Source organism: Arthrobacter psychrolactophilus, assembly GCF_003219795.1.
Classification (GTDB): domain Bacteria; phylum Actinomycetota; class Actinomycetes; order Actinomycetales; family Micrococcaceae; genus Specibacter; species Specibacter psychrolactophilus.
Window position 1 is genome coordinate 13,558 of record NZ_QJVC01000024.1, and the last position, 25,974, is coordinate 39,531.

17 protein-coding genes are annotated in these 25,974 nt (G+C 60.3%); 5 read left to right on the top strand and 12 right to left on the bottom strand.

Annotation, left to right across the window (positions count from 1 at the left end):
• The first annotated feature begins 19 nt into the window (after positions 1 to 19).
• The 5 genes from CVS30_RS15985 (at position 20) to CVS30_RS16005 (ending at position 7,978) form a co-directional block, all read left to right on the top strand.
• The gene (locus CVS30_RS15985; RefSeq protein ID WP_110486557.1) at positions 20 to 3,409 is read left to right on the top strand and encodes a fibrinogen-like YCDxxxxGGGW domain-containing protein; all 3,390 of its coding nucleotides are present in this window, start codon (positions 20 to 22) and stop codon (positions 3,407 to 3,409) included.
• Positions 3,410 to 3,475: 66 nt separating this feature from the next.
• The gene (locus CVS30_RS15990; RefSeq protein ID WP_110486558.1) at positions 3,476 to 4,246 is read left to right on the top strand and encodes a CDP-alcohol phosphatidyltransferase family protein; all 771 of its coding nucleotides are present in this window, start codon (positions 3,476 to 3,478) and stop codon (positions 4,244 to 4,246) included.
• Entirely contained in the window at positions 4,243 to 5,178 is a 936-nt protein-coding gene (locus tag CVS30_RS15995) for a glycosyltransferase family 2 protein (protein ID WP_110486559.1), read from the top strand. The genes CVS30_RS15990 and CVS30_RS15995 overlap by 4 nt, the downstream gene beginning before the upstream one ends.
• On the top strand, positions 5,175 to 6,485 hold the full coding sequence (locus tag CVS30_RS16000; RefSeq protein ID WP_110486560.1) for an O-antigen ligase family protein: 1,311 nt from the start codon (positions 5,175 to 5,177) through the stop codon (positions 6,483 to 6,485). Before CVS30_RS15995 ends, CVS30_RS16000 begins: the two co-directional genes overlap by 4 nt.
• A complete protein-coding gene (locus CVS30_RS16005; RefSeq protein WP_110486561.1) occupies positions 6,482 to 7,978 on the top strand; it encodes an oligosaccharide flippase family protein in 1,497 nt (498 codons plus the stop codon). Before CVS30_RS16000 ends, CVS30_RS16005 begins: the two co-directional genes overlap by 4 nt.
• Here the strand turns inward: CVS30_RS16005 and CVS30_RS16010 are convergent.
• The 12 genes from CVS30_RS16010 to CVS30_RS16065 form a co-directional block, all read right to left on the bottom strand.
• On the bottom strand, positions 7,975 to 8,937 hold the full coding sequence (locus CVS30_RS16010; protein ID WP_110486562.1) for an alpha-1,2-fucosyltransferase: 963 nt from the start codon (positions 8,935 to 8,937) through the stop codon (positions 7,975 to 7,977). The two genes, CVS30_RS16005 and CVS30_RS16010, sit on opposite strands and share 4 nt — an antisense overlap.
• A 12-nt stretch (positions 8,938 to 8,949) precedes the next feature.
• The gene (locus CVS30_RS16015; RefSeq protein ID WP_181419829.1) at positions 8,950 to 9,516 is read right to left on the bottom strand and encodes a glycosyltransferase; all 567 of its coding nucleotides are present in this window, start codon (positions 9,514 to 9,516) and stop codon (positions 8,950 to 8,952) included.
• 23 nt (positions 9,517 to 9,539) lie between these two features.
• A complete protein-coding gene (gene pssD / locus CVS30_RS16020; protein WP_110486564.1) occupies positions 9,540 to 9,989 on the bottom strand; it encodes a PssD/Cps14F family polysaccharide biosynthesis glycosyltransferase in 450 nt (149 codons plus the stop codon).
• A 6-nt stretch (positions 9,990 to 9,995) separates the two neighbouring features.
• On the bottom strand, positions 9,996 to 11,396 hold the full coding sequence (locus tag CVS30_RS16025) for a Wzz/FepE/Etk N-terminal domain-containing protein (RefSeq protein ID WP_181419830.1): 1,401 nt from the start codon (positions 11,394 to 11,396) through the stop codon (positions 9,996 to 9,998).
• A 186-nt stretch (positions 11,397 to 11,582) separates the two neighbouring features.
• Entirely contained in the window at positions 11,583 to 14,132 is a 2,550-nt protein-coding gene (locus tag CVS30_RS16030; RefSeq protein ID WP_110486566.1) for a helix-turn-helix transcriptional regulator, read from the bottom strand.
• A gap of 101 nt (positions 14,133 to 14,233) precedes the next feature.
• Positions 14,234 to 16,546 carry a LuxR C-terminal-related transcriptional regulator gene (locus tag CVS30_RS16035; RefSeq protein WP_181419831.1) on the bottom strand — a complete coding sequence of 771 codons (2,313 nt, stop codon included), beginning with the start codon at positions 16,544 to 16,546 and terminating at the stop codon, positions 14,234 to 14,236.
• A gap of 129 nt (positions 16,547 to 16,675) precedes the next feature.
• Positions 16,676 to 19,378 carry a helix-turn-helix transcriptional regulator gene (locus tag CVS30_RS16040; RefSeq protein WP_181419832.1) on the bottom strand — a complete coding sequence of 901 codons (2,703 nt, stop codon included), beginning with the start codon at positions 19,376 to 19,378 and terminating at the stop codon, positions 16,676 to 16,678.
• A gap of 35 nt (positions 19,379 to 19,413) precedes the next feature.
• Positions 19,414 to 22,035, bottom strand: coding sequence for a LuxR family transcriptional regulator (locus CVS30_RS16045; RefSeq protein ID WP_181419833.1), 2,622 nt, complete (start codon positions 22,033 to 22,035; stop codon positions 19,414 to 19,416).
• 264 nt (positions 22,036 to 22,299) lie between these two features.
• The gene (pth, locus tag CVS30_RS16050; RefSeq protein ID WP_110486570.1) at positions 22,300 to 22,872 is read right to left on the bottom strand and encodes an aminoacyl-tRNA hydrolase; all 573 of its coding nucleotides are present in this window, start codon (positions 22,870 to 22,872) and stop codon (positions 22,300 to 22,302) included.
• Between the two features lie 12 nt (positions 22,873 to 22,884).
• On the bottom strand, positions 22,885 to 23,451 hold the full coding sequence (locus tag CVS30_RS16055) for a 50S ribosomal protein L25/general stress protein Ctc (protein WP_110486571.1): 567 nt from the start codon (positions 23,449 to 23,451) through the stop codon (positions 22,885 to 22,887).
• Positions 23,452 to 23,742: 291 nt separating this feature from the next.
• Positions 23,743 to 24,684 (bottom strand): type IV toxin-antitoxin system AbiEi family antitoxin domain-containing protein, encoded by a 942-nt coding sequence (locus CVS30_RS16060; protein ID WP_146233423.1) that lies wholly within the window; start codon positions 24,682 to 24,684, stop codon positions 23,743 to 23,745.
• A gap of 271 nt (positions 24,685 to 24,955) precedes the next feature.
• Positions 24,956 to 25,936, bottom strand: a complete 981-nt coding sequence (locus CVS30_RS16065) for a ribose-phosphate diphosphokinase (protein WP_110486573.1) — start codon at positions 25,934 to 25,936, stop codon at positions 24,956 to 24,958.
• Between the last annotated feature and the right edge of the window lie 38 nt (positions 25,937 to 25,974).

The following is a 25,974-nucleotide window of genomic DNA, read 5'->3' on the forward strand; positions in this document are numbered from 1 at the left end:
AATCGCAAGGATCGAGCACATGAAATCCAGAACAGGCCAGCGCAGGCATTCGCTGCTGCGCACGGGAGGCGGCATTTTGACCGCCGCGGTGGTGCCATTGTCACTCATTTTTGCCTTCACGCCCGCGGCGGAGGCCGCGGACCCTCCCGTATATGACGGCTCGAGCGCCGGGCAGGCCGCGGCGTCGTGCTGGGAGGTCAAGGCGGTGACCCCTGCCGCGCCGTCGGGCGTGTACTGGTTGCGTACCCCGGAAATGGTGGCCCCGACCCAGTTCTACTGCGATCAGACGACCGACGGCGGCGGGTGGGTGTTGATCGCCCGCGGCCGCGATGGTTGGAAGGAAAACTATCAGGGGTACGGGACCACGGCGCAGGTCCGGGAGACTGTGACAGGTACCGGCGCATTCGTCCCGCGACAGCTCTCATCGGTCCTTGTGGATGGACTGCTCAATGGGGCGCGGCCCGATAGCCTCGCCGACGGGGTTCGCTTGGTTCGCGCGACGAATGCCGCAGGAACCAGCTACCAAGAGGGCCGCTACAAGTTCACGAAGCAGGAACGCTGGACATGGACCTTCCGCTCGGAAACACCCGTGGGCGCTTTCACTCTGGCCGGGACCAACGGCAATGGCGGCCAGACAGGAAACTTCGGAACCGATCAAAACCAGCGACGCGTCTTCATGCAGACCGCGGCGGCTCAAAGCTGGCGCATCGGGTTCTCCTTCGGAACTCAGGCTCGTGGCACCAACAGTGCCACCAGCTATATCTGGTCGGCATCTGCGACGGCAGGAAATCCGCAGCCTTTTACGCAGGTGTATCTGCGACCGAAGCTGCGCCAGAGCAACTTCACGGGGACGACGATCCCGGATGCAGGATCGACAGCCTGGGCGCAAACACCCTTGGCGGAGACAGGATCCCTGCCCACGGTATGGGGCGTTTCCGGCCTTGCCAATGGCAGCACGAGTGAAATGTCGACCGAGGTTCAGGCCTTTACTCAGTCCGGTAACACCGTGTTCGCCGGTGGTAACTTCAAGTACGTTCAGCAGAACAAGGCCGGCGCCGGGCAGGTTGAGCAATCCTATCTGGCGGGATTCAATGTCAACACGGGTGCCTGGATGTCCGGCTTCCGACCGACCTTTAATGGACAGATCAAGGCGTTGGCCACGCTACCCAACGGACTCATTGTTGCAGGCGGCGAGTTCACCCAGGCCAACGGCCAGCCACACGCCGGCGTCGTGGTTTTGAACCCCGGGGACGGCAGCACGAACACCTCGGTCAACGTCAATGTGCGCAACGCACTCACCGGCGGCGTCATTCAGGTTCGCAGCCTCAAAGTTGAGGATGGCTGGCTGTACATCGGCGGCAACTTCACACACCTTGGCGGTGGCACCCATCCGGCCACCACGGTGTATTCACGGGCGGCGGCACGTGTGTCCATCAGCGATGGCACCCCCGATGGAAACTGGAACCCGTCCTTCAACGGCACGGTCACCGAGGTGGAACCCAGTCAGGACGGTAGCCGACTCTATGCCACCGGCTATTTCACGAGCACCAACTCCGTGGCAGCCAATAAGATTGCCGCGCTGAGCACGGCCGCCGGGGCAACCAAGATCGCACCTGACTGGACCATGATCTCCAGCGGCAACGCCGACTTCCAATTCACCGTCAGCGAGGCAAATTCCCGTATCTGGCATGGTGGCTCCGAACATGACTTGTTCAGCTACACAAAGACGGACTTCACCCGCCTCTCCACCAATATTGCCAAGTACAATGGCGACTTCCAGACTTCCGAGATCAGCAACGGCGTCCTATATGCCGGCTGCCACTGCAATGACTTCATCTACGCGGGCGCAACCTTTTGGCCCAACCTTGGGACAGGGTGGAGTGTCGCCGACAAGCTCGGATTTGTGGGAGCCTGGAACGCCGAAACGGGCATCATTGAACAGTCCTTCAACCCCGTTCTGGACACGCGTGCCGGACACGGGGCGTGGGGTACCTTCGGGGACTCCACAGGCGTCCTGTGGATCGGTGGCGACTTCAGCAATTCGGTGTCCGCCGCCGGCGCAAGCCAGTGGTCCGGCGGCTTTGTCCGCTTTGCACCCCGAGATGCTGCGGCTCCTCCGGCACCAAGCAATCTGAAGGCAAGCTCCAATGGCCTGGTGGATTCACTCACCTGGCAGGCATCCTCGGAAGCTGGCGTCAGCTACCAGGTCCTGCGCAATGACCGGGTGATCGGCATCGCCAACGGCACAAGCTTAAGCACCGACACGGCCACGGGAGCTAAGTACTTTGTCAGGGCCGTCGATCAGGCCGGCAACTTCTCCGCAAGCACCGCATTCGCCACGGCACCGGTGGTTGCAAACCCGCCGGAGGTCGTCATCCCGGAGAACGCCTCGTGGTCGTACAGATTCGAGAACACGGCACCCGATCCTGCGTGGACCTCCAACGGTTACGACGGCTCGGCCTGGGCCGTTGGACCATCACCACTCGGCTGGGGTTCCGCCTCCATCGCTACGACGCTCAGCGTTGTCGGCACCAAACCGCTGGCGGCGCAGTATCGCAAGACGTTTAACGTCGCGGATGCCTCCACAATCGCCTCACTCGAGCTGACCACCAAGGCCGACGACGGCATCATCGTCTATGTCAACGGTGTCGAAGCCGGCCGGGCCAATATGCCCGCCGGGACGATCGCCTGGAACAGTTACGCGACGGCCGCACCGTTGACCGCCAATGCCGCACCGGTCACGTTCACCGTCCCGGGCTCTGTCCTCGTCACCGGCAGCAACACCGTGACGGCACAGATGAGCTCCAACTATCGCACCACTAAGGACTCCAGTTTCGCGCTGACGGCCCTGGCCATCAAGGGAACCCAGCCTCCGCCCCCGGCACAGGCGAAGGTGCTGGTCGCGCCGACTGCCTCATGGAAGTACAACTTCCAAGATTCCGCACCCGATGCTTCCTGGTTCGCCAGTGACTACGACGACGGATCATGGAACTCCGGGGAGGCACCCCTGGGGTGGGGGCACAGCTCCATCGCCACCGCCCTGACTACTCAAGGGACCAAGCCGGTTGCCACCCAGTACCGACACGCGATGACGGTGGAGGATCTGGCGACGATTGACGCCGTCCAGATCACGACCCGATCCGACGACGGACTGGTGTTGTATGTCAACGGGCAGGAGGTGGCACGTCACAACCTGCCCGCGGGCGCCATCACCCACACCAGCTATGCCACGGCGGCTCCCCGGACGGCCACGGCGATCGCGACACCCATCACGCTCTTGCTTCCCTCCTCGGCTTTTACGGAGGGCAGCAATAGCATCGCCGCCGCGGTCCATTCGAACTACCGCAGCACCCCGGACAGTAGCTTCGCCTTGACGGCCGTTACGGTCCCCGTGGAAGTTCCCCTATGAGTGGCTAGCATCCTCGCGGCGATGCCGCTCCAGCACTGACATTCACAACGCATCGTGGGGGACATCATGGAACAGTACACCGCAGGTAGGGCGGCGGCAGAACGAGCCGACACGAGCTATCGTGGCATTTCGGCGCGACTGCGGTTCGCTCAGAAACCTGGCCATGGTGTCCCCGCGTATACCCGCTGGATCAATCGCGGGTTAGCTCGCAGTGTTGCGGCGCTGTGTGCCTCTTGGGGCTGGAGCGCCAATATGGTCTCAGCCGTCAGCGCCGTCGTCTCCCTTGCGGGGCTACTTTTGCTCCTGCTGCTCCCCGTGGCGCCATTGACCGGCCTGCTTGTAGCGGTGTTGCTGGCCGCGGGATATGTGCTGGACTCGGCCGATGGCCAGGTGGCCCGGGTAACTGGCACGGGCAGCCGCGCCGGGGAATGGCTCGATCACGTCATCGACTCCGCAAGGACCCCTGCCGTGCACCTGTGCGTCGCCGTTGGATTCATCCACTTTTACGGATCCGATGCTTGGCAGTGGTGGTTGCCACTGCTGTACTGCGTGGTTTCCACCTGCCACTTCATGAGCCAAATCTTGGCCGAACAACTGCTACGCCCCACGGCGGCGCCGTCACCCTCGGCCCCGGTCCCCCGCGGATCGGTGGCACGTTCCCTAGTCATGCTGCACACCGATACGGGAATCCTGTGCTGGATGTTTCTAATCTGGGGATTCGCACCGCTCTTCCTCGGCTTTTATCTGCTCATGTTTGCGGCCAACACCCTGACCTCGATCGTGTCCATGACCCGGAAATTTCGGATGCTCTCCCTCACGGAAAGGAGCACCTCATGAGCGAGCATGTACGCCCCACTCCCGACGCCCTGATCAGCGTCGTCATTGCCACGATCGGCCGGCCCGACATGTTGCGCGACGCGGTGCGGGCGATCTTGGCGCAAACCTACCTCGGCCCCGTGGAAATCCTCGTCGTGTTCGACGGCGGCAACATCGACCCCCTATCCGACGTCGTTGTCCCCGCGAATCGTACCCTGCACCTCATGCACAATGCGCGAACCAAAGGTCTGGCAGGCGGGAGAAATACTGGAATTCTGGCGGCCTCCGGGACCATCATCGGCTTTTGCGACGACGATGACCTCTGGGCGCCACCCAAATTGCAAGAGCAGCTGGAACTGTGGGCTTACCAACCCGATGCCATCGCTATATCGGGGGGCATTTGTGTCCGCTCAGAGTCGGGGACAACGGAACGCTTACCACCGGAACGCATTCGATTCGAGGATTTTTTGGCATCCCGGGTCACGGCGGTTCACCCCTCCACCATGTTGTACCGCCGCGAGGACCTTCTTGGACGGATCGGGCTCGTCGACGAGCTCCTCCCAGGCTCCTACGGGGAGGACTACGACCTGTTGCTTCGGGCTACCCGCTTTGGTGATGTTTACGCCGTCCCGTACCCCCTTGTCACGGTGCGCTGGGATCGGCCATCACATTTCGCTGGCAAGTGGCAGGATATGGCCGCGGGATTGAGTTATATCCTGCGCAAATTCCCCGAGTTGGAACGATCACCCAAAGGTACGTCCCGCATCGCCTCTCAGGTGGCCTTTTCCTTGGCCGCGGTCGGCGAGCGCCGCACCTCCTTGACGTGGATTCGTTCGGCACTGCACCACAATCCGTTGCAACCACGAGCCTACGCCGCATTACTCGTGGCCATGGGGTGTGTCCCCGCCCAGACGCTCCTGGATGCCGTCAACCGACATGGCCGCGGGCTATGAACGCCAAGTCCTTCGGGACGGTTCCGGGCGCGCGGGCACAGATCCGCCATACACCTCCCCTGTCTCCTACCGATTCCGGGCTGCCTGCCTGGCCGATGCTCGTCCTGCTGGCCGGTTTTCCTGTGTGGTGGGCGTTCGGTGCGGCCCCCTTTGCTCCCATCGGACTAGCCGCCATCATGCTGGCGTTACTTGTGTGCCGGGGGAATGTGACGCTGGTTCCCGGGCTCTTGCCGTGGTTCGCCTTTCTCGCCTGGGCGTGTGTTGCGGCCATAAATCTCCCCGATGGTGGAACGGCCCTGGGGTATGCCCAACGTCTGGGAAATCTCATGGCCGTCGGGGTGTACATGGTGTACTACGTCAATGCCCGCCGTTCCCTTCCGGCACAGAAGGTCATGACCGGTATCGGCGTCGTCTGGTTGACGGTGGTGGTTTTGGGGCTCCTCGCCATGATGTGGCCCGAGTATCGGCTACTCACCCCGATCGGCAAGATACTCCCGGGCGGCCTTTTGAAAAACCCCCTCGTCTACGATCTCGTGTTCCCTCCCCTCGCGGAAATTCAGCAGCCCTGGGGAGCGCCGGAACCGTTCAATCGACCCGCCGCACCCTTCCCATACGCGAATAGCTGGGGCGTTGCCTTTGCCTTGTTGACACCCTGTGCGGTGTATCTGCTGCTGCAAGCAAGGCGTTGGTGGGTTAAAATTGGGATTCTCGCTGTCATCGCACTTTCCTTCCTACCCGCCCTCGCCACGAGTAACCGTGGCATGCTTCTCGGGCTCGCGGTCGGCACAGCATATGTCCTGCTCCGGGTAGCCGCACGGGGACAGCTGATCAAGGTGGCGGGATTGGGTTTGGCGATCGCCGGCGTCGTGGGAGCCCTGCTGATCTCAGGCGCTCTGGGAGATATTCTGGGCCGGCAACAATATAGTGACAGCACCTCCGGACGACTGAGCATTTACGATGCCACCCTGGCCGCGGTCCTCAACTCACCGTGGGTGGGCTACGGTGCACCCCGGATGGATGCAACCATCGGCATCTCCCTGGGCACCCAGGGGTATATCTGGATGCTGATGTTCAGCTTTGGCTTCGTCGGATTGGGCCTCTTCTTGTTGTTCCTGGGCAATGGCATCATCCGTACGTGGTCGGCTCCTGGAACCACGGGATTGTGGCTGCACGGTGTGCTCATCACAACCGTCGCCATCATCCCCTACTACAGCCTAGACATCATGCAGATGAGCGTCGTCGGCCTAACCATGACCGTGCTGCTGCGGGCACGGGCGTACGGGGAAAACCTCGAGCGGTCGGCATGACTCAACCCATCGTGTTCCAGGGCGATCGGAAGACCGTCACCCGATCAAGCATCCGAACCTTCGCGACAGTAATTTTCGGCGCCGCCGTGGCGTTCGGAACCACCCTCTTCGTCAGCAACACCGTGGGCGATGGCGGAGCCGGGGTTTTCTTCCAAATTCTGGCGTTCTTTGCCATAGCTTCCACGGCCTGCGCCTTCGGCTCCGAAACGGCCCTCGTCAAATTCCTGACGGCACAGCTAACCCTCGGATACCGAGCCGACGTGTTCAGGACGATTGCCGTGGCCCTGATACCGGTCTTCATCATCTCCAGCGTCCTGGCAGGCACACTGTGGTTCCTTGCCCCCATGCTGGCCACGTTTTTCCACGACGCCCAGGCCCAGCAACTCATTCAGCTTCTTGCCATATTCATCATTCCGGGGTCACTGTCGACTGCCATGTTCGGAGGTCTCCGCGGTTTCGGAAGGGTTGGCGTCTACACCACCTTGCAGAACGTGTTTCTTCCGTCTCTACGATTCGCCTCCGTGGCAGCCGTGATTCTTCTGGGCCTCGGGACGGTGGCCCTCGCAGCTGCCTGGGTGATTCCCGTAGCCTTGGTACTCGTCATCTCCGCGGGTTACATGTTCCACATCTATCGCAGCTACCAGTCGAGTGCCGCCGGATCCCTCCAATCCCGGACCGCTGGGACGACGGCGCACCCGACAAAGTCTTTCTGGTCTTTCGCCGCAGGGCGGGGTGCCGGATCTCTCGTGGAGATTGTGTTGGAGTGGATTGATGTGATCCTAGTGGGTGTGTTCCTCGGACCGGCCGCGGCCGGGGTCTACGGAGTGGTTAATCGCTGTCTGAGATTGGGCCAGATGGCCGACCACAGCGCCCGTATTGTGATGGGACCCATGTTGGGGGCGGCCATTGCCCTCTCGGATCAAGCCCGGGCCCGCGCCATCTATTTGATGTCGACACGGGTGTTGCTGCTGGTTGCCTGGCCGTTTTATCTGCTGCTGCTCATTGGCGGTCCAACGATTCTGACGTTGTTTGGTCCGGATTTTGTGGCCGGATATCCGGCCATGGTCATCATTTCGATCGCGATGGCATTGACGGTCCTAGTCGGTGGCGTGCAGAGTGTCCTGCTCATGTCGGGCCGGAGCCGGTGGCAGGTCAATAACAAGCTAGCGGCCTTAGCTGTTGCACTCATCGGGAATTTGACGCTGATTCCCATCCTTGGTTTACCGGGCGCCGCCATTTCCTGGGCCGCGGCGGTCCTGGTCGACTCTGGGCTGGCGGCCTGGGAAGTCCATCATTTCCTTCATCTCGGGCTTCCCCTGCGATCCGTAGCGCTGTCGGCAACGCTTCCGTTGAGCGTCTACGGCGCCGGTTTAGGTCTGGCCCGTCTGAGCTTCTCCCCAACAGGGTTCAATCTGGCAGTTGAATTGACCGTGCTCACCGCGGTGTATGCGGCCCTAGTGTGGCGGTTCCGGGTGAGGTTGGGGCTGGGCTAAAACCGCACCCACTGCTCTGGGACCAGATCCGGAGCGGTGTCACCGCTCCCGGCAATCCACTGGAGGGGTGCGATGATCGGCGATTCCTCGCTGGCCGGCTGTCCTAACCACCCGCCCCACCAGCTAAAACTACTATTGGCGATCACACGACTCGAGCAGGCAGCCATGAGCGCAATCTCGCCACCAGCGGCCGTCGTCATCCCGGCCATCATGGCCGGGGTGGCCACGATGTCCTCTGCTCGTGCGAGCTCGTTCCTGACCCACTCGGTGTCGTCACTGAACCACATGACCCGGTGTTTACCGAGGTCGCGGACCAGCTCCAACGCCTGTGCGTAATAGTCGCCCTGCAGATTTCCGTGGTGGGCAGCGGCCACCGGATTGTTGACGTAATCACCGCGGCGTACATGCACGGCCACGGTGCCGGGCGTCTGTGACAACTCCCGCGTCTTCGATACTCCCGCCGGCGTCAACATGCTCTCAAGATAGCCCAAAACAACAGTCCGTACGGCGTCTTCTTGTCCCGCAAAGTATTTGGGCGATTGGAAGTAGCCAAGCACATAATTTCGCCCGTGATCGCCAGTCAGGAGCCGATCTACCAAGTGCGGGTCATGAGAGAAGCCCGATTCCGAGACCAAGCGGAGCTGATTGGCGAGCGGCGCAGTCCGCGTCAAGAGTCCGCTCTTATGAGCCAGCACGGCCGCATATCCCCAAGGTTTGCGCAGGCGCTCGTACCCTCGGAGTAGGCCCCCGATGGCCAGGGGGCGGTTTCCACGGCACCGCACGGTGTCAAAGGCGACCCGGCCGCCGCTGGCCGCCAGTGTATGGGCAAGCCCCCATTCAAAGAGCTGGTTTCCTAAGCCGCCTTGGATGGAGAAGATGTTGACGGGCCCGTGCTTCTGACTCTCGGGAGACTGGGCCCGGTGCTTTGCTTTGCCGGCTTCAAGGTCTTGCGTACTCATACTGACACTCCTCTAGGAACCGTGCGTGTGGGATTCCCTGGCATGCAATAGTTGATTGATCCGGCGCATGACTCGGCCCTTGTCATGATCGGCGATGCCCGCCAGGAGCGCCGCCTCAAGTTTGTCGGTAGCCAGGTCCGGCCGAGCAATCCGGGGACTCGTAGCCACAGTGTCGGGCGCGGCGAGCGCTTGCTCGAGTTGAGTAATGAATTGGGGGTAATCTTCGACCATGATGGCGTCGCCTTGTTCGACCATGAGCGAGGTAAACAAGCGCTGATGACCATCCACCACTTCGTCAAGATCGGCTCGGCGGGGAATGGCTATCGGGATGCGCCCAACTTCACGGGCATCCAGGATGGATCCAGGTCCGCCTTGGACCACCACGACATCAGAGCGCCTGTACAACTCAAGCAGTTCCTCCCGTGGCATGCGTTCGACCGACCTCGCCACACGAGGTTCCTTGCTGAATCCTCGCTGCACGAGGCAATCGACGGGTTCCTTACGGTCCAGAATCCATTGGTCGATCCAGTCAATGAGCCGGTCAAACTTATGATGATCTGTGCCCAAGGAAACGACCACGAAGGGCTGCCTCCCCTCCGACATCACAGAACAGGTCCCAAATTGATTGCGTCCGGATAGCTACGCAGTTGTTGCGGCCACTGGACGCAAAAAATGTCGGACATGGGGTAGCAAATCCGGCCACTGAGGGTGGGCATTTCGACTCGATCAAAGCATTCAAGGTACACGGTCTTGATGCGTAGAACCTTGGCCACCAGGAAGAAGGGGACACTGACGCCGGCGCCGTCGGAAATTACCAGATCGGGGCGCACCTTCAACAGGGTGGGCCAGGCTAGGAAGAAGTTCCTCGTCGCATTGACGATGCTTCTGGTGGTAGGGAAATACGCCCACACGACCTTTTCCCCGGCTAACGCGGATTCCACCTCCGGCAGTTTGAAGGACACCCATGTCCGTTCATGCTTGCTCCACCAGGGTTCGAGTGGCAGCAGCTGTGCTAGATGGCCTCCGGCCGATGAGACAAGAACAATTTTCATTGTGAATCAATTTCCTTTCTTGAGCCTTTGTGGGACGAGAACGCCTCGAGGAGCCTCGCGTGGAGCGGACGAATCGAGCTCATGACCCGGTTCGAGGTTCTTTTGATTCGCACGGCCATCAAGCCGCGATTCCGGCGGTACATACCGCACCGGAATGTGAGGCTTCCTGGACTTCCGCCGCGAGGTCTTCTTCTTCCGGCTTGGTACGTAGTAGATGGGCTTAATCCGCTCCTGTGGCATGCCCGCGATCAGTGTCATGGTCGCCCTGAGGTGCTTGAGTCGAGTCGACTTCCCCGAGATCACAAACAGCATGTCCATACGCTCGGCCAGATCGGCCAGTCGGGTACCGGTGAGCTTATTGTCTATCTCCACATAGACGACATCGTGTTGAATCCATTGCTCGGGATTACTCCTAGCGGGCCAGCCTAGATCGATGGATTCCTGGGAAATGTCATGAGCTACGACGGTGGCGACATTGAGTTTATGGGCCTGAGTTAGCTCCGCAAGCCACCAGGCCAGCCCGGCCGGGCCGCCACCGGGAAGACTAATAATTCCGACGAAGGTGGTGTGCTGCCGTGGCTGGCGGGAACCCAGGCCTCTGACGTTGCGGACCAGCCACCGCACCGATTCCTGATCGTCGTCATTGAGGCGAACCAGCTCGCTGTCAAAGAACGCGCCCTGTCGAGCGGTGCGGCGAACCAGCGGGTCCGTCCGTTCCCGCAGTAGCGCCAACCCCATTCCGAGCAGGAGGCCACCCATAGTGCCGGCCGCTAGGAACACGAGTATGCTCATCGACGACTGCCCCGATGAGGACGTGGCGTAGCCGATGATGCGCCCCGGGGTCGCAGACGCCAGAATGAGGGACGTGCGCTGTTGCATGAGGTCCTGCAGTTGTTGCAGCTGCCCATCGCTAAGAACGCTCTGATCGGTCAGGGTTTTGATGCGGGCATCAAGTTGCTCGATGTAGCCAGCGGCGACCTCGGCTGCTCCCTCCGAGCGAAACTGCAGGTACGCCTTCGCCAGTGCGTTGGCTTGGTCCGCGGCCTTCTGACCGTCCGGCAACGTCACGCTTACCTGAAGTACCTGCGACCCTGACGGTGCCGCGGTCTCGGAGTTGCTCTGCAAGGTTCCCGGGGTGACCTTCTCGCCCAGATCCTTCGCGGCCAACGCGGCCACCTCACCGGAGGCCAGAATGGCCCGTTCCGTGGTGATGTTGATTTGCTGGTTCACTGCGGCACTCGAAAATGGGTTGGTGGTAATCGGCGACACCGTGAGGCTTGCGGTGGCCGTGTACGTTTTTGGTGCAGCCATGCCCAAAAAGGCTGCGATGCTCACGCAGCAGGCAAGAGTGACCACTATGACCAGCCAGCGGTGGGCAATAATCTTGGCCAGGTCGGAGAGCTTCACGGTCGGTAAAAGTTCCTTCTGTGACATCGTTGATCCCCCTAGCCATCGCTTGTTCGGCGGACCGTCAAGAGTGTCCGTCTACTTGTCAGCCTAAGGGCGGCTTCCGGCCCCGTCCCGAGTAATCTCTACCCCTTCCCGCCGCTGCTACTTGGGGGTCGAGACGCACATACCTAGCCTTGGGAACAGCTACTTACCCGTCGTGGCGAGCAGTTGAGGCAGCCACGGTTCATAGAGCTCTTCACGACTGCTGATGCCGAGTTTCGAATAGATCTTATAGAGGTGGCCCTCGATGGTGCGCTGTGAGAGCGTGAACTTTTCGGCAATATCCCGATTCGAGAAGCGTCGGTGCACGAGAACCGCGATCTCCGATTCCCGTGCACTCAACTCCGCCGCGCTCGCCAGCACGGCAATGGCCGGGCTGCCCGTCGCTTGGAAGGGAAATTCCATACCTCGCAGTTGTGCCAAGACCTTCGCGCGGCCGTCATGGTTCCCGCGGCGACGATGTAGCTCCAAAGCGTGACCGAGAGCCTCGGCGGCGAGCAGGGTATTGCTCTCCGCCCCGGGGAAATCCGCAATACCTTCCAACATTTCGGCGTCCTCAGAGATCAGCGCCCGTGCCATGGTTTTGATCATGGGGACTACAGGGCCGGTGCTGACGATCTCGATGTCCAGTATCCGCTCCAGGTAATCGGAGCATCCTGCCTGCATCAAGACCTTATGGATGGCCAGTTCGACGGCGGCCGCCCCATAGCCGCGGGCTTGTTCGGCTAAATCATTTAACGCCACGAAGCTGCCACGCCGCGACGTGCCCTCGACAACCACCAGACAAGCTTTGGCCACCAACAAGATGGGGACGGCGTCGTCGTCGATGAGCTGGTGATACTGCCGGGCAAGGTCCCTGGCCCGCGTTGAGTCTCCAACTAAATAGCTGGCGTAGGCCGCCTGCGAGAGCGCATATGGCAGGACGTACACGGGGTCCGATTCGGCTAGGGCGCCGATGGCAACATCGAAACCAGCCACAGCCTGGCGGAGCCTGCCCTGACTCATGGCGGCCAAGGCCCGTACAAACTCATAAAGTCCCTGAATCTCGCTGGCCGCCGGGTGTCCCACGGCCGCGGCACGTCGCTCATGGACTATCTCAAGGGCCCGATCGGGGTAGCCAAGCTCGGCAAGGAAGAGCATGTGCTGACCCAGGAGCACGTTGTTGAATAGCCCCAACCATCCGAGGTGTCGTACCAGAAGCGACCTAGCTCGGGTGAAGTCACGTTCCGCACCACAATGATCGCCCCGGAGGACGGCGGCATGGGCCAGCAATGCGGTTGCCGCGCATTGAAGCCCGATCTGCCCCTCAGCGGCCGCCATCGACAGCAGCCGCTCATGCTGACCCTCTGTCAGGGGGTATCCGGAGCGAACAATGACCAGCGCCTGTACCAGATCCGCCCCGGCACAATCGTCAAGACCAAGAATTCGATAGTGCTGGCGCCAGCGTTGCGCGAGAATCTCCAGCCTGTCGGCCGGATAGCCATCCAACGCCAAGATCATCACACCCAATGCACCAAGGGCATCACATTCCTCCCCGGTGGTCACCATGGTCACCAAGTCTTCCAGCAGAGCCTTGGCGACGGATATTTGGTGCAGCTTGATTCTTGCCAGTACACCCTCCAGCCGGGCCCGAAAAACATACCCGGAATCGTTCACCGCCACACACAGACGCAAGGCAAGTTGCGGCTCCTCGTGCGAGTTGGCGAGCCGCGCAGCGTGAAGCAAAGAGCGATCCGACACGGGGACGCCGCAGTCGTAACTCCACGCGATGTGCCGCATAAGCGCCTCGCTCGAAAGCGAGACCTGCGCCCGAGCCTCCACGAGTTGCCGCCGGATCGAAACGCTGCGGCCAACGGGGATACATTGCCGCAGGACCTGTCCGAAGATAGGAGCCGTAAACTCCACCGTCGAGGATGCCCCCGGGGCCAGCCGAATGAACTCCGATTGGATCAGCGCCCCATATCCCTCGCCCGGAAACAGCCGGTGCAAGAGGGCCACGGACAATGGCTCCGCTAGGGCAATGGCCTCAAGAATGCCTTGTTCAGCCTCCGTGTACTCCTTCAAGAGGTCCAGGGAAAGATCGGCAACATGGCTAGAGATGTCGGTCGCCGCAGAGGTAAGAACCCAAACATTCCCATGCCGCACAATCGTTCCCAGCTCAACTGCCGCATCCAGCATGACTCGCAGGAACAAGGGATGACCACCGCAGGCATGACCGAGCACCAGCGCGGCTCCCGGAACAATTTTCCCGCCGAGGCGGCGCTCGCAGATACCGACGACCTCGGACGGGGTGAGAAAAGGAATCCAATGCTGGGCAAACAGGGTGTCATCGGTAAAGAGCGGGCTCTGCGCCACTTCGTTGTCTCCGGGACGGCAAAGCAACAGGATCCGAACAGCGCCGGACACCGCCAGCTGCTCCACCACCGCGCAACTATCCCGGTCTAACCACTGCGCATTGTCAACGACGAGAAGACTCTCCTGACCTAACTCCGCCCCACGGTCGAGTAGAGCCGTGTACAACATTTGCACGATACTCATGCCAGCGGTTGTCTGATCCGCCGCCACGACTGCCGGAATGCCCGGCAAGATCGACTCAAAGATAGCGAAGGGCTGCCCCGACAGAAGCCGCTGCCCGCTCAGCCAAGTCACCAGAATCCTGCCCGCGAGGGCAGCCTCAACTTCCTGCCCCATCATGGTTTTCCCAAGTCCTGCGCCGCCCCTCACAAGGCATCCAGCCAGACTCGGATTGGTCACTTCCCCAAGGACGCGTTCAAGTATTTCCGCCCGTGGATTATTCACTGGGCATCCTGCCGCAGTAGGGGGGAAAGCTCGACGCGGCTGGTGACCTGCAGCTTTGCGTAGACCTGGTACAGATGACCCTCGACCGTACGAACAGAGACGCCCATGTCATGGGCGATTTCCTTGTTGCTGGCGCCGGCGGCGGCCAACAGCCCCACTGACTCCTCGCGTTCGGTGAGTCGTGCGCTTAGTTCATGTGCCGGCTCCGATAGGTCGGCGGGCAGGTGAACAAGTCTTTGCAATTGCCTCCGAATGCTGCGGACACATCCCGGTGAGGCAAAGCTCAGTGCCTTCTCAGCCGCGCGGGCCGACAGCGCGAAGTGGTTGAGTCGGCATGCCCGTTCAACCACCTGTACCAGTACGGTACTGTCTCGGCTGAGTACCCCCTTGGCGTAGATGCCAAGGGTCTCGGCCAGCGCTCCCTGCTGTGTTCCGGCCACCATGATCAATTCTTCGCTGCGTTCAGCGCCTCCCTCGTCCAGCCGTGCGGCCAGAAACAGCATGCATTGCAGCGACGTGGGTGCGGGGAGGCTCAGGTCCACTGCGAAATTGCTTGAGAGCCACAGCGTGTCGGGAATCCGTGTGTGAGACGGTACTTGTTCCAGAAGCAGGCACTGGACCAGTGTGGCGAGAAGGGTAGGAATTGTGCGGTCCGCCAGAACGGAAGCGAGCATTCCCTCCAGTGCGGTCAGTTCCTCTGAGGTCATCCGGCGCGTCAGGTGAGAGACTCCTTCGTCTGACTTCTGCTGAGCGAGCGTGGCCCCGTACTCGCCTAGGGAGGCAAGAGCCTGCCACCCCGGCCGATCCGCTTGTTTGAGCTGGGCTGATGCCTGGGACAGTTCCTGAAGCCCCGCGCCATAATTTCCTTGATAGCTCTGGATGATTCCGCTGCTTACCTCGAAGTCCACGCAATCTACGGCGTCCGCGTCGAATCCGCGTTCCTGACATGCCGCTAAGAGCTCTTCGAGGAGTTTCCATTCTCCGCTCGCCGTGTAGATGCGCTGGAGCGGAGCGGCAAGCCGAACGGATAGCGGTGCCGATATGGAGGCCCTGACCGAGGCCATGTCCGTCAAACCCAGTCGGTGGGACAGCATCTCGGCAATACCCAGGGCATCATCCTGCCGCCCCGTCATGGCCAATTGCTCCGCGTGCTCAGCCACGGCGATCGCCTGGATTTCGGAGCAGTGCCTGATGGTCTCCGCGTCAAGATACACATCACTAAGCGTCGCTGGATTCTCCGGTAGGCGGATCGCCGACTCGCCCTGGTGGGTTCCGTCGCGGTGTTCTTGATCCGCCGATATCGGCGGGACGGCGTTGGCAATGAAGGGATGGGACACCACGACGGCGAACTTCCCGCTGCCGGCATAGTCCAGATCCCCAAAGTCAAGGAGCTCATCGATCTCAGGGCAGGAAAACCGTTCGGTCAGGGCTGCCACAGACTGAACTCCGGCAGCGGCGACACATTCGAGGATCTCGATGTTTCCGTGGGCTGCATTCATGAGTCGCCTGATGGTCCCCGAGGCCAGCGGCGTCGTCGCGCCGAGGCGGCCTTCGTGCCACACCCAGGTCTCATCGACCATCGTCACGGCCCCCATGGAAACGGCTTGATTCAGGAGCGCCTTGAGGAACAGGGGGTTGCCGCGGGAGCGCCGCCACAGTTCATTCGCCACGCTCAAGGAGCAGACACCTTCGAGTTCCTGGCACAGCAGTGAGCGGGTTTCAGAGGCGGTCATGGCCGTGAGCTCGACACGGAGCAGCTGACCGGCACGCCATAGGCTAGAAAATTCTAGGGTCAGGCCGGTGATGCGTCGACAGAGAAGGATCAACCGGATCTTTCCGGTCCGTGCGAGTTCCGAGAGGGCCAAGGCCGACCACGTGTCGGCACATTCTGCATTGTCCACGACCACCAGCGGGATGCCTCCCGAGCCCGCGGGCCTCATCCGTTGGGACAGCGCTGTCATAACTTCTGCCAGTGAGAGCTGCCGCGCAGCGGACAGCCCGCTCCTGCCCAGCAGCAGCCCCAGGATGCCATAGGGTGTGCCGGCTGTGAGTGCCGTCCCGCGCAGATATTCGGTCACTGTGTGGGCGGGAACGGTTGCTAAAAATTCCTGAATCAGTGCCGTCTTGCCAATTCCACCCTGTCCGAGGACGACAGCCCCGCGCCACGGAGCCTCCTGCGTGGCACGCCTGAGCTCTAAAATATGAGGTAACCGACCGATGAAGGTGCGGCCGGTGGGCGTGTGGCGTTCGGGCAACCGGGGGGATAATTCGCTACGGTGCTGGTCCACGGCGGATTCAGAGCTGAACATATGTAAGACCTTCTTATGTGAGACCCTCTGACACATCTAGTAATGATTCAATCCGAGGGGACACATTTCCACACGAGTGAGCCATACTTGTTTCTCGCTGTCTCACATACTCAGAGAGTCACCGAGTACTCACGTAATACCTGTTCTGTACTCGGGAAACCCGTCCGCCGCGGAGAGGGACAGCGCTAGTTCCTCGCGGGTGGAGATGCCCAGTTTGGCGTACGTGCGGTACAGATGGCCCTCCACAGTGCGTAGAGAAAGCGTGAGCTCCTCAGCAATGTCCCGATCGCTCAACCCTTGTGCTGCGAGCCCTGCTATCTGACGCTCGCGCTTGGTCAAAGCTCCACCCTGAACTGATTTTGTGGGCACAATCGCCGCACCCGAACGGTCCGAGAGCTTGCGCAGCTCCTGCCGCACAGTGTGAGCATGATCCTCTAAGCCTGATCCACTGAGCAGTGCGGCGGCTTTGCTCAGCGACAGCTTGGCAAAGCCCAGCATCCCGACCTGACTTAGATACTCGCCGGCCTCTGTCAGAGCAGCACCGTCACCGGCAAGCAGCGCACTCGCGTACTGCCTCAGGCCACGAGCCCATGGGCCTTCAACCCCGGACGCCACGTCGACCACTCGGCTGGCAACGCTTTCATCCCCGAGTTCCAGCATGAGTGCTAGGGCATTGAGTTCGACCATGGCAGATTTCGATTCATGGGCGAAATTTGCCAGCGTCAGCAGCTCGGACGGGCCTGTGCCGTCGGGCTCCAACAGTTCACGTGTTGCAGCAAGATAGGCCCGTTCGTGGGCGAGCACGATAAACATGCCCGTGCTGTCGATATGTTCTGCAACCAACTTGGCAGCCAGCTCTCGCTGCCCCAGGCGCGCGGCGCAATACGCGGCCATGGCGGTGCAGTAGCCCAGGAGCTGCTGCGGATCGCTGAGCTGGAGAGATTCAAGACCACCCCTGAGCGTGATGAGCGCATTCGCCAGAGCCCCGGCACGCACCATCGCCATGCCGCGCACGACGCTGGCACCTCCCCCGAAGGTAAACACGATCGGGCCGTCCTCCATGGAGAAGCTATCCATGACCTCGGTCGCGGCTGACCAGTAGCCCGCACACAGCATGGCGGTCAGATGCCGGAGCATAATGTTTTCGGGCAGGAAGAAGACCTCGTTTTCTTCGGAGTGCTCTATTGCGAACGCCTCGGCCGCGCGTTGCGCGCCTTGCTCCGGGAAGCCTTGGGCGGTCAGCCGTTCCGAATCCATGGTCAGCGCCATGGTTCGGTTCAGCCGATCGGCGGCGGTAGGCAATCCCTGCTGCGATGAGAGGAGGTCCATGAGTTCGGTCATTTCCGAATATCTCCCAGCCTGCGAGAGCCCCATAAGTTCCACCATCAAGGCGCTACTTTGCGAGTAGGCAAGGATGATTTCGGCTCCTGCGGGGTTCGCGAACGCCATGGCTTCCCCAGCTTTCCGAAGATCCTGTGCGTCTGCCAGAATCATCGCCACCGACATGCCCAGGGCCGACCGTGTAGACGCCCGTAGCAACGCCCCGTACGTGAGGTCCTGTACATCAGCCGGGTGCTGCGGCTGTTCCATGAGTGTGAAAGCACCGCGGTAGTCGCCCTGGTTATATTTGGCTCTGGCCTTGACCATCGTGGCCCGGAGTTGATAATCCGGGCCACGAATCGCTTCGGCCAGGTGTAACGCCGTGGCCGATTGGAAGAGTTTCGTAGCCAGGACGGCCGCCCGCAACAGGGTCGCATCACTAACCTCGACACCCACTTCAAGGGCCCAGAGAACTCGGCGCAACAACGATTCCTTAGGTGCGCCGTCGTCCGTCAGGTCCCCTATCAATTGTTCGTGAAGAACCCGACTTTGGGTGATCGGCACCAGCTCGCGAATCACCTGTCCATAAATGGGGTTGGCCAGCACCAGGTGCTCGGACGACGACGATTGGTAACTTATCAGGGGCCAGGCAAGAAGTTCCGCAACCGCATCAGGTGAGAAGAGTCGTTGCAGTTCTGATTCGGCCAGCGGCTCGGCCAAGGCAACGAGATTCAGCGCCTCTTGTCCTTCTCTGGTCAGTCCGCGTAACATGCCCATGACGGCATCATCTAGCCGCCGCCCGTGCACTAACGTGGCAGGTTCCCCCACCCATGTCCCATCGTGCTGGCGGAGTAAACCTTGTTCCACGGCCTCGTTGATCAAAAGGTACAAGAACAACGGATTGCCCGCCGCCGTCGACCAGTAATGCCAGCTCGTGGCCGGGGTAACGTGGCCCGCAAGCATGCTTTCACAAAAGGTGTGGCCCTGCTCCTGATTCAACGGCTTCAGAATAATATTCTCGGCTATGCCGGTGGACCACAGTTGCGGGAGCGGGTCAGGCATTCGTTTCCGTTTGGAGTGAGATGCCACGATGTTGATCGTGCCGGACTTGACCAGGCTGACAAAGAGTTCTGCTGTTCCTTCATCGATGGCGTGGGCGTCATCGATCACCACGAGTGGTAGATCTGAGTTGTGGGATTTGGGGCCGCCGCGTTTTGCCCGCCGCTCGTCGATGGTCGACAGGATTTGACGCATCACCCCCAATCGGAAGGTTTCCGTGGGCGTGTCTTGCAGGTTGAGAAATGGGGCCAGCACACCGAAAGGAATACGCGCCAACGATTGCGATCCGTGCACCGCGAGGACCGGAACATTTCCCTGCGCGGCCTCAGCCAATTTCTGCAGAATGGTTGACGCACCTAGTCCGCTGTCGGAGGTCAAGAAGACTGCTCTACATTCTTCGGCGCTGATGGCTTGGACGATGTCAGCCAGTTCCTCCTCCCGGCAAAACGGCATGTTGAGTCCTCCCGGCCGGCCCCGCCAGAGGCCCGTCACAGGTTGACCCATTTTTCGAGCTCGGTGCGTGAGGTGATGCCCAACTTGGCAAACACTTGATAGAGGTGGCCCTCAACCGTGCGGACGGACACGCCGATTTTCTTGGCGATGTCCCTATTGCTCATGCCCCGAATGGCATGACGGGCAACTTGCAGCTCTCGAGGAGTCAAGGCAACGACGCCCGGCCCCTGTGCGTTTTTCTGCTCTTCCGCCCATTCAAGCCCGCGCAGTCCGGTTTTCGCTTCCCGCTGTAATCTCTTATCACCTGTTGTCGTCGCAAGTTCGAGGGCTAGCTCCGTGGCGTACCGCTCCATATCGACAAGTTCCATGCGATGTGACTGCATCGCTACATCAAGGGCCATACGGGGACCATCATCTCCCTGAGCCCGCACCGCCTTCGCCAGCTCGATCGAAAGGGCTGCCAATTCCCCTTGGCAGTATTGCGCGGCCTCACCTAGGCGTTCCAGCAATGCACTGCCGCCACAGATGACGGCGGCACGTAAGCCACTGGCGGCTGGTCCCGCCCGCCCGGCAGAAAGGTCTTGCTCAGCGGTTGCGGCGAGCCGTCCGACGGCGGCCACGTCACCCAACGCGTGGGCGGCCAAGGATTGGAAATAGTCAGAAAGTGTCCGGTTGACCCACATGTTTTGTGGTCCAGATTCCTGTGCCAACTGCAGATAGTGCCGGGCCTGATCCGGATCCTCCAAACGTGCAAAGACACACGCTAAGGCTGAATAAACTACCTCAGAACTCGTGTAGGTATTCCTGACTTCAAGTTGAGCCGCAGCAACCAGCAGAATCGCCGCCGCATCCATATCTCGCCCGGCAAAGGCATAAAGTACCCCAAGGGCAAGCTCGATGACCCCTGCCTGATAGTGGAGGGCGCTGTTGGAATAGTCGATACCGTGTTGCAGAGTCTTTTCACAGCTGCTCCATTGGCCACTCCAAATGTGGGCCAAAATGCTCCCGTACATCTGCCAGCCCTGCATTCTCAAGACAACGTCGAAGCGTTCCGCCTCTTCAAGAATCTCCTGAGACAGTTTGATGGCGTCCAGCTCCTGCCCCGTCGCCGTCAACGCCATCGTGAGCAAACAGCAGCAATTCAACCGGTACGTCCTGTCGTAGCGATCCTTACTGGCAATCTTGAGATCATCAAGCACCTGGGAAAATTCTCCACGGTTGGCGTGCACCTCAAAGCGAGCGACGTTGTAGAACTTTTCAGCGTCCAAACGATCGTCACCGGATGCCTCTTCGATGCGTGACGCCGCGCCCCAGAGGACCTCATCCACCCGGTTTCTTGTCCCGGGTAACCAGACAAGTGCGGTGGCTAAGTCCATGGACCATGCGGCATAGTCAGCAACAGACAACGTCTCCAGAACCGAGCTGTCAACGGCCTCTAATACCTCGGCCGCCTTACTATAGTCGGCCATGAGATAGTGGGCGCGGCTCCGCTTTTGGGCGGCCTGGACGGCCAAGGGATGATCAGGGGGGACGTGCCTGGCGCAGGCCAAGGCGAGATGTGGATCAAAGAGCTGCAGCGCCGTTTGTGCAGCAGCCACAGCCACGTCCGGTTCCATGACTAGGCCTGCCTCATTCATCCAGCTGGCATAGGTCAATACTTCCTGTGGGCTCAGCGCTGCCACATCAAAGGAAAAATTGCTCGAGAACTCCCGAAAATAGTCAGCCTTCTTCGACGGCGACAACTGATTGCGCACTGTCTCCCCCACGAAGGGTTCGGCGAAGCTCACGGTTCTACCGTGATCTGAGGCGATGGCCATAAAACCATGCTCTTCCAAAGCTGTCACCTCATCGGAACCCAGTCCTTGAATGGCAACCGCCAGCGGCACATTCTTCAGCAGCGAAAATTTCTCCAGGTTGATGCGCATCTGCGGCGATTCACGAGCCAAGCGTGACTCGACAAGATCGAAAAGGACATCGTCGGTCCCTTTTTCCAGGCGCCCTGCCTGCACCCACACACCTTCATTGGCACGCAGGACACTACTATTGAGGAATTCGTGGACGAGCGCATGCAGGACCAGCGGGTTTCCCCCGCTGGCCGTAAAAAGTGTTGCGACAACAGATTCGGCGACCGGGCCCTCCAGTGCTTTGACCAGCAAACGGCGCACCTCCACCCTGGTAAACGGCGCCAATCGCTGCTGCGCGAGCAGACCGTCTCTGACCATCCAGACGAGGTCCTCTGGCAAGTCTGTCGCGGATCGGGCAACGACTAGCAGCTTTGCCTTGCCGCTCAGGATCATGTGCATTAAGATGCCCATGCTCAAGGTGTCTATCCCGGGCAACTCATCCAGTACAATAACGATGGGTCTGCCGCTTGCCTCGTGAAATATTTGCTCGACCACGGCGCCAAGAATCGCTGACGGGCTACCACTTTGCCGAGCGTTGAGCCTAGCCATTTGCATGGTGAAGATGGAATAAGGAACCTCAGTTGGCACGCCCGTACCAAAAAGGCTGACGACGTGAGAACTTTCCTCGAGGCGCTGGGCAACATTACGCGCCAACGTGGTTTTTCCTACGCCCGGGGGTCCCAGAATGACGGCACCATGAAGCTGCGGATCGGCAATATACGCCTGAACAATGGCAATATCGTCTTGGCGCACTAAGGAAGACCAGCGGCGCCTGTCACTTGCGCCTAATGCTCGTCGCTGTGAGCGCGGTTCTCCCCACCGCGCCCTCGAAGCCGCACCAATCCCCCAATTGCTGGTCATAGTCATTCACCCTCTAGGTCACGAAGTACCCGCGAGACCGGAGCACCAATGCAGACGGTCGCAACCTAGGGAGATTATAACAGCGATTATGACTTAACTCACGTGAAAGAGAGCGGGTGTGTCAAGCAATAATGCAGCTCGAGGATAGCAGCACTACTAGTGGAATTTATCCTGTGCGGCGAGCAACCCGTCTGTGACAAGGAGTTCCACGGCATCTGCTGAGTTATCAATCAGGAACGGCAGGGTCTTATTCTCCACTGTTGAGAAGTCACGCAAGACGTGACTTGCCGCGTCCGCGCGACCGGGAGGACGGCCTACTCCGGAGCGCACACGGTAGTAGTCTTTGGTGCCCAATGTCCGGGAAATATCACGCAAACCGTTGTGACCACCTTCGCCGCCACCAAGTTTCAGCTTCACCGTGTCAAAGGGAATGTCGATCTCGTCGTGGACGGCGATGACATTCGCTGCGGGGAGGTTATAGAACTTGGCGAGTGACGCCGTCGGACCTCCACTGAGGTTCATGAAAACTGAAGGCTTCGCCAATATCAGTTTGTGCCCACCGATAGGAAGCCTGAGTGTCGCCACCAGGGCCTTAGCTTTGTGGGTCTTGAAAGTGGCCCCATGGCGGGAGGCTAATTCCTCGACCACCATGTAACCAATATTGTGCCGGTTACGGCTGTAGCCGGGCCCGGTGTTCCCGAGCCCGACTACAAGCCATGTATCACTCATAAGAAGTGAAGACTACTCAGCAGCCGGAGCAGCTTCGGCTTCAACAGCCTGCTCAGCCAAGTGAGCGATCAGCATGATGTCTTCGTTGCCCAACGCAGCGTCGGCCGGCAGAACCAGGTCCGAAGCGTAGATGTGCTGACCGGCGGTGCGGCCGGTGATGTCAACGTCAATGCGAACCGGAACGTTGGTGGCATCAGCGGAGAGGCTGATGGTCATTTCTTCCTGGTTGACAACAACGGAGGGAGCAGGCTCGCCAACGAGGTGAACGGGAACGTCAACGAGGACCTTCTCACCCTTCTGAACGGTCAACAGGTCGATGTGCTCAACGATCTGAAGTACGGGGTCCTTCTGGACGTCCTTGACGAGGGCGAGGTGCTCAACACCATCGACCGTAACGGTCAACAGGGCGTTGGAGGCGCGGATGGCGCGAACAGTTGCGCGCTCCGGGAGAACGATGTGCAAGGGAGCAACACCGTGGCCGTAGATGACTGCGGGGATCTGGGCTGCACGGCGGATGCGACGTGCGGCACCCTTACCGAATTCGTTGCGTGCTTCGCCGATCAGGTTCAAATCAGACATGAAAAAGCTCCTTCATTTCTTAGGGGTGGGCGTGGACTAAACAGGTCGACACAATCCACAACAAGAACGTCAGGAGCGTAGAAGACCCAGTCGATCACGGACACTTTACGCGTCCCTCGCCAAGGTTTACTGATCAAGCTTAGCAGACTGCAGGTGCGCGGACGGACCACCCTTGTTCCCCCAAGACTCAGGATCCGCGTTGAGTTGAGCGCATAAGTCAGCATGCGTTGCGCTGCCTTACGGTATGGAGCATGCCGAAAGTCTGTTAAGCCTATGCGCCGAACTCAGCCCTCAAAGTGATGCAGAACTGATCATCGCGAGCGTCTGACGAACCCACTTCAGCATGATGTCTGGGCGCCCTAGCACCACCTTTGCTGGAATGCGCAAGCACCACAAGCCTTTGATCACCAGCAGGTTGTCTCGCCGCAGATCCTCAGCCCAACCACTTTCGGTGTTGTGGTATCTCTCCCCGTCTGTTTCCACACCCAGGACGCCTTCAACTAACAAATCCAAATGGCCAACATCTTTAACGTAAAACTGACCTTGGACGTTGAACCCGGCCGTGCGTAGGTAGTATCTGGCCACGGTTTCGGCAATGGACATGGCCTGAGGGTCAATCATGTCGATGATGGACCTGGCACGCGCATCCTCGCGTCTAGTGAATTCTGCCCGAAGTTCAAGGATGGTGCACTTCTTGAGTACCACGGCAGACTCCAGCACCACCAAACCATCCACCTCGGAACCACATTTGACGCACTGGCGCAGAATATCCATAAAGGACAGAGGGCCACTCACTTTGTGAACCACGCACCCAAGAATCGGCCTGCCATGTGCGGCGGCAACGTGTGGAAGAGACGGAGGCCTGATGATCCACAGCCCCAGCTGGGCAGCCTTCGTCAAGCATGACCGCCGGGCCTGAAACTGGGCTAGGTGTAGGTCCAAGGGATCAGCGTCGGGCAGCGCATAGTAACCACGGCAAATCTGGCGGACGGTTCCAGCTGCCACGGCTTGTTTTAGGCCCCAGGCCGTACATCCCCTCGAGAGTAGGTCTTTCCTTCTGGCAACCTTGCCGTACCAGGCCACTTCATCCGCTACTGAGTGCTCTTTTACTGCTTCTGAAAGGGTCATACACTCAAGCCTGCCCATCAAGCTGCGGACGTGGCATCCCCGCCGGCAAAACTGTGAAAAAGTAAGCCTGAGCGGGGCCTGTGGAGGAGCAATGGCTTCCTTCATGCGCAGAACTGCACCGGGAATCTGCCGCATACAGTCGGGATGGTTCTCTTGTGCTCCGGGCTCGTGATGAGTTGAGCGCTCGGAACACCGCGCGCCGAACTCCGTGGCAATGGGGCGCATAAGCGACGGAACGGGCAATACAATCGGGGCACGGAACGACGGGCCCAGCGTGCGCAAAAGGCACACGGTGAGGTGTGCGCCGTCGTGCTTCCTTAAAAACAGCTGCGGCCGCCTCCCCCAGGGGAAGCGGCCGCAGCTTTACTGCTGGGACTTAGGCGTCGCCGTCGAACAGGCTCGTGACCGAGCCGTCCTCGAAGACTTCCTTGATCGCACGAGCCAGGAGCGGGGCGATGGAGAGCACCGTGAGGGTCTCGAAACGCTTTTCTTCCGGGATGGGCAGCGTGTTGGTCACAACAACCTGGCGCGCGCCACAGTTAGCCAGACGCTCGGCGGCCGGGTCGGAGAAGATGGCGTGCGTGGCGGCGATGATGACATCCTTGGCGCCAGCATCCTTGAGGACGCGAACGGCGCCGGCGATGGTTCCACCGGTGTCGATCATGTCATCGATGAGCACACAGGTGCGTCCCTCAACCTGACCCACAACGGTCTTGGAAACAGCCTGGTTGGGAACCGTCAGGTCGCGGGACTTGTGCACGAAGGCCAAGGGTGCGCCACCCAAGCGTTCTGCCCACTGCTCGGCAACGCGCACGCGGCCGGTGTCAGGGGAAACAACGGTCACGTCGTCGTCGCCGACGATTTCGCGGATGTGATCAGCCAACAGCGGGATCGCGAAGAGGTGATCGACGGGGCCGTCGAAGAAGCCCTGGATCTGCGCGGTGTGCAGGTCAACGCTCATGATGCGGTCGGCGCCGGCGGTCTTGTACAGGTCAGCGACCAGACGTGCCGAGATCGGCTCGCGGCCACGGCCCTTCTTGTCCTGACGGGAGTACGGGTAGAACGGTGCAACAACCGTGATGGCGGCGGCCGAGGCGCGCTTCATGGAGTCAACCATGATGAGCTGCTCCATGAGCCAGTTGTTCAACGGTGCCGGGTGCGCCTGAATGATGAACACTTCCTTGCCACGTACGCTCTCCCCCGAGCGGACGTAGATCTCACCGTTGGCGAAGTCGTAGGCCGACATCGGCAACAGTTCGGTGTTCAAGCAGCGTGCCACTTCCTCGGCCAGCTCTGGGTGTGCTCGGCCCGAAGCCAACACCAGTTTCCTGTCGACGTTATGACTTAGTTCGCTCATGATTTTCTTTCTCGCGGGGGTGGGGTAGGTGAGAAGTC

What these genes read in the sequence shown, in the direction of transcription:
- CVS30_RS16010 (WP_110486562.1), bottom strand. Translation starts at nt 8,937, where the DNA reads ATGAGTACGCAAGACCTTGAAGCCGGCAAAGCAAAGCACCGGGCCCAG.
- CVS30_RS16040 (WP_181419832.1), bottom strand. Translation starts at nt 19,378, where the DNA reads ATGCCGTTTTGCCGGGAGGAGGAACTGGCTGACATCGTCCAAGCCATC.
- CVS30_RS15995 (WP_110486559.1), top strand. Translation starts at nt 4,243, where the DNA reads ATGAGCGAGCATGTACGCCCCACTCCCGACGCCCTGATCAGCGTCGTC.
- CVS30_RS15990 (WP_110486558.1), top strand. Translation starts at nt 3,476, where the DNA reads ATGGAACAGTACACCGCAGGTAGGGCGGCGGCAGAACGAGCCGACACG.
- CVS30_RS16065 (WP_110486573.1), bottom strand. Translation starts at nt 25,936, where the DNA reads ATGAGCGAACTAAGTCATAACGTCGACAGGAAACTGGTGTTGGCTTCG.
- CVS30_RS16035 (WP_181419831.1), bottom strand. Translation starts at nt 16,546, where the DNA reads ATGTTCAGCTCTGAATCCGCCGTGGACCAGCACCGTAGCGAATTATCC.
- CVS30_RS16030 (WP_110486566.1), bottom strand. Translation starts at nt 14,132, where the DNA reads ATGATGGGGCAGGAAGTTGAGGCTGCCCTCGCGGGCAGGATTCTGGTG.
- CVS30_RS16005 (WP_110486561.1), top strand. Translation starts at nt 6,482, where the DNA reads ATGACTCAACCCATCGTGTTCCAGGGCGATCGGAAGACCGTCACCCGA.
- CVS30_RS16000 (WP_110486560.1), top strand. Translation starts at nt 5,175, where the DNA reads ATGAACGCCAAGTCCTTCGGGACGGTTCCGGGCGCGCGGGCACAGATC.
- CVS30_RS15985 (WP_110486557.1), top strand. Translation starts at nt 20, where the DNA reads ATGAAATCCAGAACAGGCCAGCGCAGGCATTCGCTGCTGCGCACGGGA.
- pth (WP_110486570.1), bottom strand. Translation starts at nt 22,872, where the DNA reads ATGAGTGATACATGGCTTGTAGTCGGGCTCGGGAACACCGGGCCCGGC.
- pssD (WP_110486564.1), bottom strand. Translation starts at nt 9,989, where the DNA reads ATGAAAATTGTTCTTGTCTCATCGGCCGGAGGCCATCTAGCACAGCTG.
- CVS30_RS16055 (WP_110486571.1), bottom strand. Translation starts at nt 23,451, where the DNA reads ATGTCTGATTTGAACCTGATCGGCGAAGCACGCAACGAATTCGGTAAG.
- CVS30_RS16060 (WP_146233423.1), bottom strand. Translation starts at nt 24,684, where the DNA reads ATGAAGGAAGCCATTGCTCCTCCACAGGCCCCGCTCAGGCTTACTTTT.